The 14,768-nt window shown below is 39.2% G+C and carries 15 protein-coding genes and 1 pseudogene; 1 reads left to right on the forward strand and 15 read right to left on the reverse strand.

Going from position 1 to position 14,768, the window contains the following annotated elements:
* Positions 1-110: 110 nt before the first annotated feature.
* A complete protein-coding gene (locus H5120_RS06135) occupies positions 111-1,730 on the forward strand; it encodes a M28 family metallopeptidase (RefSeq protein ID WP_182673879.1) in 1,620 nt (539 codons plus the stop codon).
* A 71-nt stretch (positions 1,731-1,801) separates the two neighbouring features.
* On the opposite strand, the gene H5120_RS06140 is transcribed toward H5120_RS06135, so the two are convergent.
* The 15 genes and pseudogenes from H5120_RS06140 to H5120_RS06210 form a co-directional block, all read right to left on the reverse strand.
* Entirely contained in the window at positions 1,802-2,749 is a 948-nt protein-coding gene (locus tag H5120_RS06140; RefSeq protein WP_024603579.1) for a PDC sensor domain-containing protein, read from the reverse strand.
* A 220-nt stretch (positions 2,750-2,969) separates the two neighbouring features.
* Positions 2,970-3,185, reverse strand: coding sequence for an EF-hand domain-containing protein (locus tag H5120_RS06145; RefSeq protein ID WP_024597051.1), 216 nt, complete (start codon positions 3,183-3,185; stop codon positions 2,970-2,972).
* 95 nt (positions 3,186-3,280) lie between these two features.
* Positions 3,281-3,487, reverse strand: coding sequence for a calmodulin (locus H5120_RS06150; protein ID WP_182673880.1), 207 nt, complete (start codon positions 3,485-3,487; stop codon positions 3,281-3,283).
* Positions 3,488-3,656: 169 nt separating this feature from the next.
* On the reverse strand, positions 3,657-3,869 hold the full coding sequence (locus H5120_RS06155; RefSeq protein WP_007585535.1) for a calmodulin: 213 nt from the start codon (positions 3,867-3,869) through the stop codon (positions 3,657-3,659).
* Positions 3,870-4,466: 597 nt separating this feature from the next.
* A complete protein-coding gene (locus H5120_RS06160; protein WP_002958506.1) occupies positions 4,467-4,682 on the reverse strand; it encodes a TIGR02450 family Trp-rich protein in 216 nt (71 codons plus the stop codon).
* Between the two features lie 80 nt (positions 4,683-4,762).
* Positions 4,763-5,102: pseudogene (locus H5120_RS06165) on the reverse strand (cupredoxin domain-containing protein).
* Positions 5,103-5,122: 20 nt separating this feature from the next.
* Positions 5,123-7,369 carry a heavy metal translocating P-type ATPase gene (locus H5120_RS06170; protein WP_182673881.1) on the reverse strand — a complete coding sequence of 749 codons (2,247 nt, stop codon included), beginning with the start codon at positions 7,367-7,369 and terminating at the stop codon, positions 5,123-5,125.
* Positions 7,359-7,802: a MerR family transcriptional regulator gene (locus tag H5120_RS06175; protein ID WP_182673882.1), complete on the reverse strand. Its 444-nt coding sequence runs from the start codon at positions 7,800-7,802 to the stop codon at positions 7,359-7,361. The genes H5120_RS06170 and H5120_RS06175 overlap by 11 nt, the downstream gene beginning before the upstream one ends.
* Before the next feature lie 508 nt (positions 7,803-8,310).
* Complete coding sequence (locus tag H5120_RS06180) at positions 8,311-8,808, reverse strand: DUF2059 domain-containing protein (RefSeq protein WP_182673883.1); 498 nt, start codon at positions 8,806-8,808, stop codon at positions 8,311-8,313.
* A 130-nt stretch (positions 8,809-8,938) separates the two neighbouring features.
* On the reverse strand, positions 8,939-9,271 hold the full coding sequence (locus H5120_RS06185; RefSeq protein WP_002958501.1) for a Na+/H+ antiporter subunit G: 333 nt from the start codon (positions 9,269-9,271) through the stop codon (positions 8,939-8,941).
* Between the two features lie 9 nt (positions 9,272-9,280).
* Entirely contained in the window at positions 9,281-9,550 is a 270-nt protein-coding gene (locus H5120_RS06190) for a K+/H+ antiporter subunit F (protein WP_007378493.1), read from the reverse strand.
* The gene (locus tag H5120_RS06195) at positions 9,544-10,080 is read right to left on the reverse strand and encodes a Na+/H+ antiporter subunit E (RefSeq protein ID WP_002958499.1); all 537 of its coding nucleotides are present in this window, start codon (positions 10,078-10,080) and stop codon (positions 9,544-9,546) included. Before H5120_RS06195 ends, H5120_RS06190 begins: the two co-directional genes overlap by 7 nt.
* Positions 10,080-11,597, reverse strand: a complete 1,518-nt coding sequence (locus H5120_RS06200) for a monovalent cation/H+ antiporter subunit D (protein WP_182673884.1) — start codon at positions 11,595-11,597, stop codon at positions 10,080-10,082. The genes H5120_RS06195 and H5120_RS06200 overlap by 1 nt, the downstream gene beginning before the upstream one ends.
* A complete protein-coding gene (locus H5120_RS06205; RefSeq protein ID WP_010554685.1) occupies positions 11,594-11,947 on the reverse strand; it encodes a Na+/H+ antiporter subunit C in 354 nt (117 codons plus the stop codon). Before H5120_RS06205 ends, H5120_RS06200 begins: the two co-directional genes overlap by 4 nt.
* Positions 11,947-14,739, reverse strand: coding sequence for a monovalent cation/H+ antiporter subunit A (locus H5120_RS06210; RefSeq protein ID WP_024603510.1), 2,793 nt, complete (start codon positions 14,737-14,739; stop codon positions 11,947-11,949). The genes H5120_RS06205 and H5120_RS06210 overlap by 1 nt, the downstream gene beginning before the upstream one ends.
* Positions 14,740-14,768 lie beyond the last annotated feature (29 nt).

Here is a 14,768-nt window from a genome sequence, read left to right on the forward strand (position 1 = left end):
CACTTTATAAAATCAATCTGCAATTGAATGAAAAGTTCTCTATAAAAATTCGACATCGCTGCGGTGCTTCCTTTATATTGAAAGCCTAATTAAATAACAATATGAAGACTATGGCATCTACTCTTTTAAAAAGCGCTAGCCTAAGCTTGCTAGTTGCACTCTTTGGCTGCTCAGAGCCTGCAAGCGAACAAACTCCATTAGAAAATACAGCAGGTGTAAGCCTTAGCAATATTAAACAGCATATTAAAACGCTAGCCTCTGATGACTTTGAAGGCCGAGGCCCGCTTACTCATGGTGAAGTAAAAACCGTAGGCTACTTAAGCGAGCAATATAAAGCGCTGGGTTTAACCGGTGCTTATAAAGGTAAATACTTACAGCCTGTAAAAATGGCAATGGTGACAGCTAATCAGGATATGCAGTTAAAGGTAGGTGATTTAAGCTTTGAATCAGGTAAAGACTTTACCGCACGTACCGAGCAACTTCAGCCATTAATTGATGTACGCAATTCTGACGTTGTATTTGCGGGCTATGGTATTAATGCACCAGAATATAACTGGAATGACTATAAAAATATCGATGTAACTGGTAAAACTGTGGTTGTGCTAGTTAACGATCCAGGCTTTGCTACTCAAAACGACGCCCTTTTTACTGGTAATGCAATGACCTACTACGGTCGTTGGACTTATAAATATGAAGAAGCCGCTCGCCAAGGTGCAAAGGCTGTATTTATTGTTCATGAAACAGCACCTGCGGCATATCCTTGGGGCGTAGTTGAAAGTTCAAACACCGGCACTAAATACACGTTAATGGATAACAATTTAAACGCGTCTAAATTACCGGTTATGGGCTGGCTAACACTTGATGCGACTGAGAAAATGTTTAACGCCGCAAAGCTTAACTACCAAGATTTAAAACAAGCAGCATTAAATGATGACTTTAAAGCGATGCCACTTAACTTAAAAGCAAACCTAGCCTTTAAAAACGAAGTATCACATGCCAAATCGCATAACGTAGTTGCACAAATTACAGGTAGCGAATCACCTGACGAATACGTTGTTGTCAGCGCTCACTGGGACCACTTTGGTACTAAACAAACTGATACCGGCCCTAAGATTTATAACGGCGCGGTAGATAACGCTTCAGGCACTGCAGCCACGCTTGAAATAGCACGTATAATGAGCAAAATGAACAAGCAAAAACCATTTAAACGCTCAATTATTTTTGCTAACTTTACAGCAGAAGAAACAGGGTTAATTGGTTCTGAAGAGTTTGCATCGGGTGCGGTTGTACCTACAAAACAAATGGTCGGTTTATTAAATATTGATGGCATGAACGTGCTTGATGGCACTGACTACATTTTACAATACGGTAAAGATTTATCGACAATGGAAAACTATTTAGCAAAGGCTGCAAAATCACAAGGCCGTGTTGTTAAAATGGATCCTCGCCCGCAAAATGGCTTGTTTTTTAGATCTGATCATTTCTCGCTTTCTAAGCAAGGCGTGCCTAGTTTATTATTTATGAGTCTGGGCGATACCGACCCTGAGTACATTGCGCATAAATACCATAAAGAAGCAGACGACTACTCAGCTGATTGGTCGTTAGTTGGTGTTAAGCAAGATATAGATCTTATTGTTGATATAGCCACACAGCTTGCAAATAATGGCGATTGGCCAAAATGGACGAGCGAGTCTGACTTTAAAGCCAAACGCGCGCAAGATAAGCAATAAATAGCTATTAAATAGCTATTAAATAGCTATTAAATAGTTATTAAATAGAGTTATGTAATATAAAAATCCTCCTACTTGGAGGATTTTTGTTTTAAACGAGCGCGCATTAATAGCGTTTCGGCCTTTGCCCCTAAATAAACATAAATAGCCAGTGCAATTAAAAGCCCTACTACTGCCAGCATCATCGCTATGGCAGGCATTAAATACTCCGATTGCCCCAAAGCCGCTTTAAACATAGTTAACAGCGCCTCAATTGATATAGCAATCAACACAGTAGAGATAAACCGTGTGATAGTGCGCCGCGTAGACGAGTGCCTAAAAATATCCTTATGCATCAGGATTTCTTCTTCGAGTATTGTTTTACCTAAATCAAATACTGCCAATGCCAAGGTGATGTAAATAATGATACTAAAGGGTTCAAGTGGGTCTGATGAGGTATCTACATGAGTTAATAGCGCGTATATATCACTAAAAACGATATTTAGTAAAAATAATACTAAGCAAAATAAGCACGCCACAATAATACCGTAACCCGCCTTGAAGTAAGGCGACATATTAGCGCGCGCAGTATCACCCATTACAAACTCAATAAGCTGCGTTAAGCTCACATCAACGACCAAGTAATGTTGATTATTAATTGGTTTTTTTAGCTCTTTAATCGCCGATATACATAAATGGTTAGTCGCTATAGAAATATAGGGATCAGTAAAGCACACTTTATCACTTGCTTTAGCGTTCAAAAAATAGGGTCGCTCACTTAAATCTTGTTGATTACCACTTTCACCTAATTTTTTGCTGTATGCGCGTTTAAAGCAGACATTATTACCTTGCTGCAAACCTTCTGCATTCAAACAATATTGTAATTCTAAAAATGGGTACTGCTTAATCAAATAGCGGGTATCACGCTCTTTAGTTAATCCGTCCTCAATACTCATTAAAATAGATTCAAGTAAACTGTGTATTACATGCTCATATTCGTGGTAGCGCTCAACACTACTGATATAACTCATTCGCGCCATTTTAAATACTCATTAACCTAAGTTATAAATAGATTTGCAAGTTTAAAACCAACAATAAAATAACTTAATAATCAGTAATTTGACACTATTCAAACTCAAGTTTTGCACTACTTTGGTGACTAAAAAGTAATATATTAAATTAAATGCACAAAAAAGCAGCTAAGTATTAATTACTTAGCTGCTTTGTGAGTATGACTGGTAAGGTTCTACATAGAGCTTATTACTGAACCTTCGAAAACTCTTCTTTAGATAACTCGCCATTTCCATCTGTATCTAATTGATCAAAAAGCTGTACTAGTTGCGAGTTTACTTGAGCTTCTGTTTTACTAATTACGCCGTCGCCATCAGTATCAAAAGAATCAAAATCTACCGCAGCAAACGCCGCTGAAGAAGAAGCTAGGGCTACAAGTGCTAAAGTTTTGTGTAATGTTTTCATAATCGTTTCCTTAGGCTTTGAGCCTGATTAGGGGTGACCTGATTAGAGGTAAGAAGTCCTTTTCAAAGATCCTTTAGGAGTAAAGTGTCTATAAATTAATATTCAAAAAAATCATTTTCTGTCGGACCACCGCTACTTTGAACATTCAGCTCGTCAAATTGCTCTATCACTTGCAGTGACTCTTCAGAGCGACTAATTGAAGCGTTGTCGTCTGCGTCGCGTGTTTCAAAGTCTGTGTTTGCAAATACTACTGACGAAGAAACAATAGCCATAAGTACAAATGTTGATTGTAGCTTTTTCATAATTTAATCCTTCAAAAGTATGCGGCGTCCTAAATAAATTTGCTCTATAGTGCTCTCTAGTCACTTCCTGGTTATTCTTTTTAGTAGGCTCCCGTGCCTACTTAGGTTGTCTTTGGCAACTCAGAATTTAGATAACATTACAGAGCATTAACTGCTTAAGGCTTTAATTTTAGGCCTTAGAAAACTCATCTTCAGATAGCTCACCATCTTGGTTTGTATCGAGTTCTTCAAATTTGCTTAAAAGCTCAGCATCCACTGATGCTTCGGCTTGGCTGATTGCGCCATTACCATCTACGTCTAGCGTATCAAAATCTGTTGCTGCAAAAGCCGCTGATGAAGAAGCTAGCGCCATTAGTACTAATGTTGATTGAAATGTTTTCATAATAGTATTCCTTCATTGGGTTGTTGCGATTAAGGCCTTTGGCTTTCATCACGTTTTGCTTAATACACTCTAGGTATTACAACTTCGGTGCCACTTTTTATTTATTATTTAAAAACAATGAGTTAAATGATATAAAGCGAGAAAAGCTTAATTTGAGGAGGTGTTATTGTTGCTATTTAGCAACAGTCATTTAACTAAAAATAATAAACCATTATAAATCAATTGGTTAAGTTTAATTAAAAAGACACACTTTTGCTAAAAAGCCAATAAGGGGGCGTTTAGGTTAGCCTTCAAGATAAACTGAATATGAACATGGAAATTACATCGGATTTATTTGCGGCTATTAAATAATTAATTTACTTATAATCAGTAAGTTAGATTTTTTTTGAAATTTATTATAAAAATTTTGGAAAGATATTTTGAAATTAACTGTTTTGTTGCCAAATGGCGAATTTATTTAGGAAGGTTTCAATGCTAAAGCTAAGTTGTAGCATTAAACTCATAATTTAATGCGCTGTAAAACATATGTTCGCTTGAGTTAAGCAAACCTACATCGTGTGCCAGCTATTGGAGTGAGGTAAATTATATAGACTTAAACTACTTCCACCCTTGCAGCCACTTTTGGTTATCTTTTAAATCTCGCCAACTAATTGGATATTGATTTTTTGACATAACAGCCTCGGTAATACATTCAATTACATTACCGTCTTCATCAAATTCCACCTCAACAATAATGAAGTGTTTTTCTTTATTTATAGCAGGTGTTGCGGTCCATTTACTATTCAATAATTTTTTAGGGTTTAGTTTATTCATTTAGTATAACGACTCCTATTCATCTATTTATACAGCTTATATAAGGCAACTATACGACCCCAACACCTACTTAGTTCAGGTTACTCTGCAACTAGCTTGCCCTTATACATTTGCATTTGGCAATGAAAGTCGTATTCACCGGCTTCAAGCGTAGGTAGTTTAACTGTATTGCCATCACCCATTGCCAGCGTTTTACTTATATCAAGCTGTGGAAATACCACTGTTTCGGCGCACGGCGCGCTGTCTTTTCTATCAAAGGTAAGTACAACCTCTTTGTTGGCTGCCACTATAATATGTCCTGGCTTATAAACACCGTTATCAACGACTATCATTACTTTGTGTTTGCTCTGGTTTGTATAGCCAAAACCAATAAATAATTGCGGCTATTAACAGTGCACCACCTATATTAATCATCAACATAATGTACTCCTTAGCTTAAATTACGATTCATTTGGTTTGAAAAAACGTAAGCGATTAGCGTTACTTACCACTGTAAGCGATGAAAGTGCCATAGCTGCACCTGCAACAACAGGGTTAAGTAGTATGCCAAAAAATGGATACAACACGCCGGCTGCAATCGGAATACCCGCCACGTTATAAATAAAGGCACCAAATAGGTTTTGTTTAATATTTGAAATAGTTGCATTACTCACTGCAATTGCATCAGCAAGGCCATGTAACGAACCACGCATTAAGGTAATGTCTGCACTTTCTATTGCAACATCGGTACCTGTACCAATTGCAAATCCTACGTCGGCTTGCGCAAGTGCGGGGGCATCGTTAATACCATCACCTGTCATACCCACTATTTCACCATTTGCTTGGCGTTTTGTTACTTCGTTTACTTTGTCATCGGGCATTACTTCTGCAATAAAGTCATCAATACCGACTTGCTTAGCAACGGCTTGTGCAGTGGCTTTGTTGTCACCTGTTAGCATAACTAGGTGGATACCTTTATCTTGCAGGCGTTTAATAGCTTCAACTGAATCCTCCTTAATAGGATCGGCTACTGCAATAATAGCGTGGAGCTTATTATTACTTGCAAAATACATGGGTGTTTTAGCATCACTGGCAAGTGTTTGAGCTTGCTCGGTTGCATCATCAACGGCCACGTTGTATTTATCCATTAGCGCTTTATTGCCAAACAACAATGTTTGCCCGTCAACACTGCCAGTGACACCTTTACCTGTAATTGCGTTAAAGTCGGCTACTTTACTTAAAGCTAAGCCCTGCTTTTTAGCGTGTGCCGTAATTGCTTGGGCCAGTGGATGCTCTGAGCTACTTTCAAGGCTTGCGACACGTTGCATTACTGTATTTTCATCACTGTTGTTAAAGGTAACTACATCGGTAACTTGCGGTGTGCCTTGAGTAATAGTGCCTGTTTTATCTAAAATCATGGTGGTGATTTTAGATGTTGTTTGCAGCGACTCACCATTTCGAATTAATATTCCTGACTCTGCAGCTTTACCAATACCCACCATAACTGACATAGGGGTTGCGAGTCCTAACGCACAAGGACAAGCAATAATAAGTACAGTGGTAACCGCAACAACGGCATAAGCAATTGATGGCTCAGGTCCGAAGTTTAACCATGCAAGGCCTGCAAGCACCGCAATAATCATGACTGTTGGTACAAATATTCCTGATATAACATCAGCTAAGCGCCCTATTGATGGCTTTGAGTTTTGTGCACGCTTTACCATATTGATAATATTGGCAAGTGTGGTTTCGCTACCAATGTGCGTGGCTTTAAATAATAAAGTGCCACTTTTATTAATACTTCCGGCAACGACTTTATCGCCCGTTTTTTTGCTTACAGCCATTGGCTCACCAGTAAGCATTGACTCATCAACCGTACTGCTGCCTTCAATAACATCGCCATCCACAGGGATTTTTTCACCCGGGCGTACGCGTACTTCATCATTTTTTACAACATCACTAATGTCGATGTCTTGCTCTTGACCATCGCGAATTACGCGTGCAGTTTTTGGTTGCAGGCCAATTAAGCGTTTAATTGCTTGTGAGGTGCGCCCACGTGCTTTTACTTCAAAAGCGAGCCCTAAACTAATTAAACCGATGATCATCGATGATGCTTCAAAATATACGTGTCTTGCAACTTGTGGTAATAAGTTTGGTGCTATTACCACAAACATTGAATACAACCACGCAGTACCTGTACCAAGCGCTATTAATGTATCCATATTGGCAGCATGGTTTTTGAATGCCTGCCATGCACCGTTGTAAAATTGTTTACCTGATATAGCCATAACCACAAGCGTGACTATACCCACTAAAAACCAGGCTATTCGTTGTGTGTCGGTGGTCACACTCATATCAAAAATAAGCCCGTATATCATTAACGGCGCACCGACTCCTAACGCTAATATCATATTACGCATTAGCTTTTTATAATGTGCCTCATCCGACTTTGCTTTTTCATCAAGTGCATCTTGATCAGACTCGTTACTCATTGGCTTAGCTGAATAACCAATGTTTTCGACTGCTTTAATAAGCGTGCTTTCGCGGGCTTTACCTTCTACACGGACAGTACGCTGTGCAAAGTTCATTTCTACATTTTGCGCACCTTGCACGCTATTAAGGGCTTTTTCAATTTTAGCCACACAACTGCCGCAATTAGCGCCTTCAATAATAAAGTTTTGCGCGGTGTCTTTTGTATTAGTCGTCATTACGCTGCTCCTTATTTGCAGAATCGTTTATTGGATCAACAAAAGATTCTATTAAACTACACACGTCACTGGCATTTGCACCATCGGCTGATGTATCCCATTGCGCCAGAGCTGCATGCATTCTGTTTCGTAATTTTAATGTTTCTTGAAATAGTGCTTCGGTTTCTTCTAGGCGTTTAGTAATGAGTTTACGCGTTAACGGACAAGGACAATTCCCCTGCTCAGACTCGCCTATAATGTGTTGAATATCTTTGAGTGAAAAACCAAGTTGACGAGAGCTAATAATAAACCTTAAACGCTGCTGGTCTTGCTTTGTATATTCTTGATAACCATTTTCTTCACTGCGTATTGGATGAAGTAACCCAATTCGTGTGTAATGACGAACAGTATCGGCAGTCACGCCCATTAACTTGGCGAGTTGTTTAACATACATAATTTAGCTCCGTCGTGTTTGAATAGCTTCATAATAAACCTAGGTGCAACACATAGGTCAATGGCTATTTTAAAACTAACAAAATAATACTAATTGGCTTAATTAAGTGCTCTATTTAAGACAATAAATCGAGTGGATAGCAGAGCAAAGGTTTCGTTATTTAGTTGTTATTATTAATTGCCCCTGCATCCATGCAGTCGTATCTCAAAAATGTTTAACGCAGTTAGCGCCGAATTTAATCCCTCAAATTGATTATGTATTATTGCTCGTTGGTATAGTGACACAAACATAATTAACTTAAGCTAATATTGGCCGTGTATTATCTGAAGGGGGCGTAATTTAGCAGAGAAGCGCCTAAGTGAGGCGCGTATTAATGTAAGGGCGTGTTGATCATTGGTGATTTAATTTATGCAGACTGTTTGGTCTTTAGGCAAGGCAGAGCCTATGTTGTGTGGTTATCCCCCATAAACAGGCGATAACGCAGCATAAATACCAAATATGCGCTGCCCTAGTTTGATTCGCTACGGCTTTGCTCTAATTCGTCGCTTAGTTGCTGCGCTAAAGTTTGTATTTTAGGCATAGCATCTTTCATTAAGCTTTGTGACATTTGCATAGACTCTTGCATTACAACAGGCATTTTTTCAAGTATTTTTTGCCCTGTATCTGTTTTATAAAACGCTAACATATCGGCAATTTCTTGCTCACTAAAATGCTTGTCGTATACATTGACCATCATTGGCTGCATTTTAGCCCAACTCATCTCAGTTTTTAATACCGTCGTCATGTCGCCGTAGTACTTATCAAAAATTGCTTGCTCAGAAGGCTTAACACCCATTTGGTCTGACATGCCTTTCATCATACCTTCAACCTGGCCGTACATAGAATCGACCATTGAATCTAAATTCATTACTTTAATGAGTTCATCTATTTTTTGCTGCTTAGTATTTTGTTCAGCATATAAACTACTAGAAAAAATTAGCAATGATAAAAGTAGTACCTTACCCATAATAATATCCTTTCATATAAATAATGGATTTATAGTCACATGAATAGTTTGTATTGTAAAGGGTACAAGCAATCATTAAAAAGGCCGAATAAAATGTATTTATTCGGCCTTTTATAAATTAATTTTTGCGTTAGTCGTCTTCTACATTATCTAGGCCTTTAGTGCCTTCTTTGGCCTTTAGCTTATGATGAATAGCTGACTTTATTAGCATGTAACCACTAATCGGTGCTGTAATTAGTAAAAATATAGTGATGAGTATTTCTTTAACACTTAGGCCATGCTCTGAACTTGCAAAATAGACCATAGCCGCAATTAACATACTCGCCATGCCTAACGTGGTTGCTTTAGTTGGTCCATGCAAACGCATAAAAAAGTCAGGTAGTTTAATTAAACCTATTGAGCCAATTAAAATAAACGTACCACCAAATAACAATAATATTGATACAACCCATTCGCTGATCATGTTTTCACCTTATTCAATTATATCGCCACGTAGTAAATACTTACACACTGCAACCGTACTTATAAAGCCGAGCATGGCAATAAGCAGTGCAGCTTCAAAATAAAGCCCTGTATCCATACTAATGCTGTATAAAATAATCAGTGCGATGACGTTAATGTACATAGTATCGAGCGCTAAAACACGGTCAGGCACTGAAGGACCGATGATTAATCGCCATAAATTAAGCAATAATGATAAACCAATCATCGAAAAAACAATGAGTAATACGGTGTCTAACATTGAAATATCTCCTTTAGTGGAGCTTCGTAGCGTTGTTTTATTTGTTTGATAAGTGCTTCTTCATCTTTAAGGTCAAGCACATGTATTAATAAGTAGCGTTGCGTTGGCTCTTCACCTTCAGGTAACGACTCAGCAATTGGATAAACTTCTGCACTCACAGTACCAGGTGTAAGCGATACACAACTGGCCAATATAGTAATTGGCATGTCGTGTGTTAAATCTATCGGTACTTTTATAAATGCCGGACGCAATTTTTTTGATGGCCCAAGTATAAGTAAAGCCACTTGTAAATTTGCAACAACAATATCGTACAGCACTATAAGTAACTGTTTAAGCGCCAAGCCTGGCTTTAAAATCAGTGGCTGAGGGTCTCGAAACGAAAAACTTAAAATAGGGATAAGTATCGCAAAAATAGTCGCTAATACTAAGTGCCCTACCGATACGCTATTGTTTAACAATAACCAAACCATAAACAAAAATAAGCTACGAAATGGCGTTGGTAACCAACGAAAACGGGCTTGTAATCTCATCACATGCCTCCTTTAAGTACAGCATTAATACCGCCGCTTAGATCATGTAACTGAGTAGCAGCATTTAGCATATATTCACTTATTGGTCCGCCCAAAATAACGAGCAATGGCGAACATGCAAGTAAAGCTATAATTACAGTTACCTGCAACGGGTGTGCACTTGCACAATCGGCATTTTCGCTATTTTTGCTTCTATGCTCCCAGAACAAAGTTGTGCCAGCGCGCGAAAGCGCAACTAACAACGCAAAACTTGTTACTAAATATACTGGCCAAAATAGTAAAGCTTGCTCACTGTTTAATGTCGCTTTAAGTATCCAAATTTTACCTACAAAGCCTGACAGTGGTGGCATACCAACTACCGTTAAAGACGCAATAATAAAGCACACACCTAATAAAAATGGCTGTTTTACAGAGCGACCTGCTACTAGTCTATCGCCAACTTTACCGCGCTGGATTGAAACTAAGTCTGCTAGTAAAAATAGTGCGGCACTAACAAGTGTTGAATGCACTAAATAATATAAAAGTGCAGCAGTGGCATTTACATTTTGCAATGCTATTAGCGCAACCAGCGTACCTACCGATACTAATACTAAGTTAGAGGTGAGTTTACGTAAGTCTTGTGCTGCCATCACACCAATTGCACCTACTATAATGGTCGCAATTGCTAAGCCCCAAAGCCAAGGCTGCGCCATGTGTTCAAGCGCTCCTGCTTGTTCGCCAAATATCACCGTATAAACACGAAGCATAGCGTAAACGCCTACTTTAGTCATAATCGCAAACAATGCAGCAACCACAGGTTTAGCACTTGCGTAAGTATTTGGAAGCCATAAATGCAGAGGTAATAGTGCGCCTTTTAAAGCAAATACTATTAATAGTAGTAAGCCGCCTGCTTTTGCTAGATATACATCATCACCTGTAAGTAGTGATACCTTTTGCGTCATATCTGCAATATTAAGCGTACCAAGCACACCGTACAAAATCCCCAAACCGATTAAAAATACACTTGAGCCAACTAAATTCAATATTACATATTGCAATGCCGCGCGAGTATTTTGTTTATCACCTGCGTGCATTAACAATGCATAAGATGCAATCAGTAGCACTTCAAAAAATACAAATAGGTTAAATAAATCGCCAGTTAAAAACGCGCCATTTACACCTAATATCAAAAAGTGAACAAGTGGGTGATAAAAGCTGCCTTTTTCATCATCGCCAGCACTACCATATAAAATAGCGCCCAAACCTAAAAATGAAGTTAACGTAACCAATAAGGTAGACAACATATCGGCTACTAAGACTATTCCAAATGGTGCAGACCAATTACCAATAGCGTAAACGTTAATACCTGTATTATTAACATGTACAAGTAAAAGCACACTAATGGCAAAAGTAGCTATTGCCATTACAATTGAAACTAAGCGGCGAATTTTAACGCTTTTACCACATGGTGGCAGCAGTAAAATAACGGCCGTCAGCATAGGTAATAAAATAGGGAGCGAAGCTAAATGTTGGATCATTTTTGCTCCTTATTATCTGCCGAGGTGTTAGGCACATAACCATCAACATGATCGCTACCTAAATCGGCGCGTCCACGTATTGCCAAAATAACCACGAATGCGGTCATCGCAAAACCAATAACAATAGCTGTAAGCACTAAAGCTTGAGGTAATGGGTCGGCGTATTCTGTACCAGTACCAAGCACTACCGCTTTATTAATAGTAAGACGACCTGCTGAAAATAAAAATAAGTTAACAGCATATGAAATCATAGTAAGCCCAAGTACTACAGGGAACGTACGAGCTCTTAGCAGTAAAAACACACCGCAACTGACCAATACTCCAACGCAAGATGCGTACAATAATTCCATTAAATATTTACCTCTTTTTTCTGGGTATCTGCCGTCATATTACCTAAGCTTGCCAAAATCATTAGCGTAGCGCCTACAACCGTTAAGTAAACACCTAGGTCAAATGCAATAGCGCTGGCAAGCTCTGTTTTACCGACAAACGGAATATCAAAGTAGTCAAACCAAGTTGTTAAAAATGGCTTATCAAAGAACCAGCTACCCACACCAGTGAACAGTGAAATACCAATGCCTGAAGCTATGATTTTACGATAATTAACATCAAAACGTCCGTTTATCCATGCTGTACCATGCGCCATGTATTGCAAAATAAACGCGATTGACGTTACCAGTCCTGCAATAAAGCCACCGCCAGGTAAGTTATGTCCGCGTAAGAAAATATATGCAGAAACCAATAACGCAAGCGGTAATAAACTTTGTGAAATACTCGCCAGTAATATTGGATGGCGCTCTCGTGCCCATGGGCGCCCTTCGCTGTCACTTGCTGGCATAAATAATGGGATTCGAGAAAGTACTTTAAATATACCTAATGCGGCAATGCCTAATACGGTAATTTCACCAAGCGTATCAAAGCCCCTAAAGTCGACTAAAATAACGTTAACTACATTAGTACCACCGCCACCAATTTTAGCGTTAGCAATAAAGAAGTCTGAGATTGAATCTAATGGACGTGTAAGTAATGCATAACAGATACTCGCTATAACTACACCTAACGTAGAGGCAATTCCTAAATCTCGAAGTACGCGTAATGAACTTGATTCTTTTGGCGTATGCTGGGGCAAGAAAAACAATGCCAGCATAAGTAAAATAATAGTAACAACCTCAACAGTTAACTGTGTAAGCGCTAAATCTGGAGCAGAAAAACGTGTGAACACAACCGATACCATTAACCCTACGATTGAGAGCATTAACAACGATACCATTCGAGAGCGATGCCAAATAACGGTAGCAAGAGCACCAATAATCAATAAGCCCGCACCAATTGCATTGTGCACATCAACAGGGGTAAGTGGCATGCTGCCAGCAAGTTGTTGCATTTCAAATAATGGCCAACCGGCACACAGTAAGACTACCGCTAACATAATTACTAGGTAGCGCTGCAGCGATCCATTTTCAATACTGCTTACCTTTGACTGACACCAGGCAACAACACTTAAAATTACACGTTCAAAGGTTTTTTTAGCATTTAAAGGTGGTAATGACGCTTGAAACTGAAATAGATATTTACGATTAATATAAATAAATAAACCGCCAGCAATCGCCATTGCACTCATTAATAGAGGCAAGTTAAACCCGTGCCAAATAGCCAATTCGTAAACTGGCATTTCTTTTCCAAGTACAGCTAAAGAGGCCGCAGATAAAATGCCATCAATTGTAAAGTGTGGGAACATACCCACTAGCAAACAAATCACAACTAATATTTCTATTGGTACTCGCATATAACGTGGCGGTTCGTGCGGCGTGCGAGGTAAATCGATTGGCTCACCATTAAAGAACACGTCATGAATAAAGCGTGCGGAGTACGCAACAGCTAATGCGCCTGCAACCGTTGCCAGTACTGGAATTAACCACGACATAGAACCAAGCACTTGCTGATGCAGCGTTTCTGCAAAAAACATCTCTTTAGACAAGAAGCCATTAAGTAATGGAACCCCTGCCATTGCAGCCGCCGCGACCATTGCAAGCGTTGCAGTGTATGGTAAGTATCGCCACATACCATTTAATTTACGCATATCGCGCGTGCCTGTTTCATGATCGATAATACCAACGGCCATAAATAACGACGCTTTAAACGTTGCATGGTTAATTATATGAAATATAGCAGCAACAGTCGCAAGCTCAGTATCAAGCCCGAGTAATAGCGTTATTAAACCCAAATGGCTTATTGTTGAGTAGGCTAACAATCCTTTTAAATCGTGTTTGAATAATGCTATATAAGCACCAAACAACAGCGTAGCTAAACCTGTTAATCCAACAAGTAAGAACCACGTATCGGTGCCAGCTAAAGCCGGATGAAAACGTGCTAACAAAAATATACCGGCTTTTACCATGGTTGCAGAATGTAAATACGCGCTCACTGGCGTAGGCGCTGCCATTGCATGAGGAAGCCAAAAATGAAATGGAAATTGTGCCGATTTAGTAAACGCACCCAATAGCACCAATACTAATGCTACTTCGTATAAATCGTGAGATTGAATTATTGCTTTACTCGCTAGGATAACATCTAGGTCATAACTACCAACAATATCACCTAATAGCATTAAGCCTGCAAGTAACGCTAAGCCACCCGCACCTGTTACAGCAAGAGCCATACGAGCACCCTTTCGCGCTTCAGACTTATGCCACCAAAAACTAATTAATAAAAATGAGCTGATGCTCGTTAATTCCCAAAACAACCACAGCTGAATAACATTGTTAGACATAACAATGCCAAGCATTGCGGTCATAAACAGCATTAAATAACTATATAACTTAGCCATTGAGTCGTTGGCACTGAGGTAGTAACGCGTGTAGAGAATAACGAGCAAGCCTATGCCTAAAATCATAAACATAAACAATAAACTGAGGCCGTCTAACCGCAGAGATAGGTCGAGCCCTATTGACGGGATCCAAGCGAAAGAGTAACGAATGGTTTCGCCCGCTAAAACTGCAGGTGCATGGTATAAAGTTATTCCCAAAGCCGTTAAAGGCGCAAGAGCCGTTAAACTAGTGCTTAAATTGCGGGATAACTTACCTGTGCATGCAGAAATAACACTGCCAATTAAGGATAACAAGGGTATCCAGAGCAAAGTCATAATGTAGGGCCTTTTATTATCATAAGTTT

This window comes from Pseudoalteromonas sp. SR43-2 (assembly GCF_014163885.1).
GTDB classification, from domain to species: domain Bacteria; phylum Pseudomonadota; class Gammaproteobacteria; order Enterobacterales; family Alteromonadaceae; genus Pseudoalteromonas; species Pseudoalteromonas distincta.

Coding starts and splice junctions, on each gene's coding strand:
- H5120_RS06135 (WP_182673879.1), top strand. CDS start 111: ATGGCATCTACTCTTTTAAAAAGCGCTAGCCTAAGCTTGCTAGTTGCA.
- H5120_RS06140 (WP_024603579.1), bottom strand. CDS start 2,749: ATGGCGCGAATGAGTTATATCAGTAGTGTTGAGCGCTACCACGAATAT.
- H5120_RS06145 (WP_024597051.1), bottom strand. CDS start 3,185: ATGAAAACATTACACAAAACTTTAGCACTTGTAGCCCTAGCTTCTTCT.
- H5120_RS06150 (WP_182673880.1), bottom strand. CDS start 3,487: ATGAAAAAGCTACAATCAACATTTGTACTTATGGCTATTGTTTCTTCG.
- H5120_RS06155 (WP_007585535.1), bottom strand. CDS start 3,869: ATGAAAACATTTCAATCAACATTAGTACTAATGGCGCTAGCTTCTTCA.
- H5120_RS06160 (WP_002958506.1), bottom strand. CDS start 4,682: ATGAATAAACTAAACCCTAAAAAATTATTGAATAGTAAATGGACCGCA.
- H5120_RS06170 (WP_182673881.1), bottom strand. CDS start 7,369: ATGACGACTAATACAAAAGACACCGCGCAAAACTTTATTATTGAAGGC.
- H5120_RS06175 (WP_182673882.1), bottom strand. CDS start 7,802: ATGTATGTTAAACAACTCGCCAAGTTAATGGGCGTGACTGCCGATACT.
- H5120_RS06180 (WP_182673883.1), bottom strand. CDS start 8,808: ATGGGTAAGGTACTACTTTTATCATTGCTAATTTTTTCTAGTAGTTTA.
- H5120_RS06185 (WP_002958501.1), bottom strand. CDS start 9,271: ATGATCAGCGAATGGGTTGTATCAATATTATTGTTATTTGGTGGTACG.
- H5120_RS06190 (WP_007378493.1), bottom strand. CDS start 9,550: ATGTTAGACACCGTATTACTCATTGTTTTTTCGATGATTGGTTTATCA.
- H5120_RS06195 (WP_002958499.1), bottom strand. CDS start 10,080: ATGAGATTACAAGCCCGTTTTCGTTGGTTACCAACGCCATTTCGTAGC.
- H5120_RS06200 (WP_182673884.1), bottom strand. CDS start 11,597: ATGATCCAACATTTAGCTTCGCTCCCTATTTTATTACCTATGCTGACG.
- H5120_RS06205 (WP_010554685.1), bottom strand. CDS start 11,947: ATGGAATTATTGTACGCATCTTGCGTTGGAGTATTGGTCAGTTGCGGT.
- H5120_RS06210 (WP_024603510.1), bottom strand. CDS start 14,739: ATGACTTTGCTCTGGATACCCTTGTTATCCTTAATTGGCAGTGTTATT.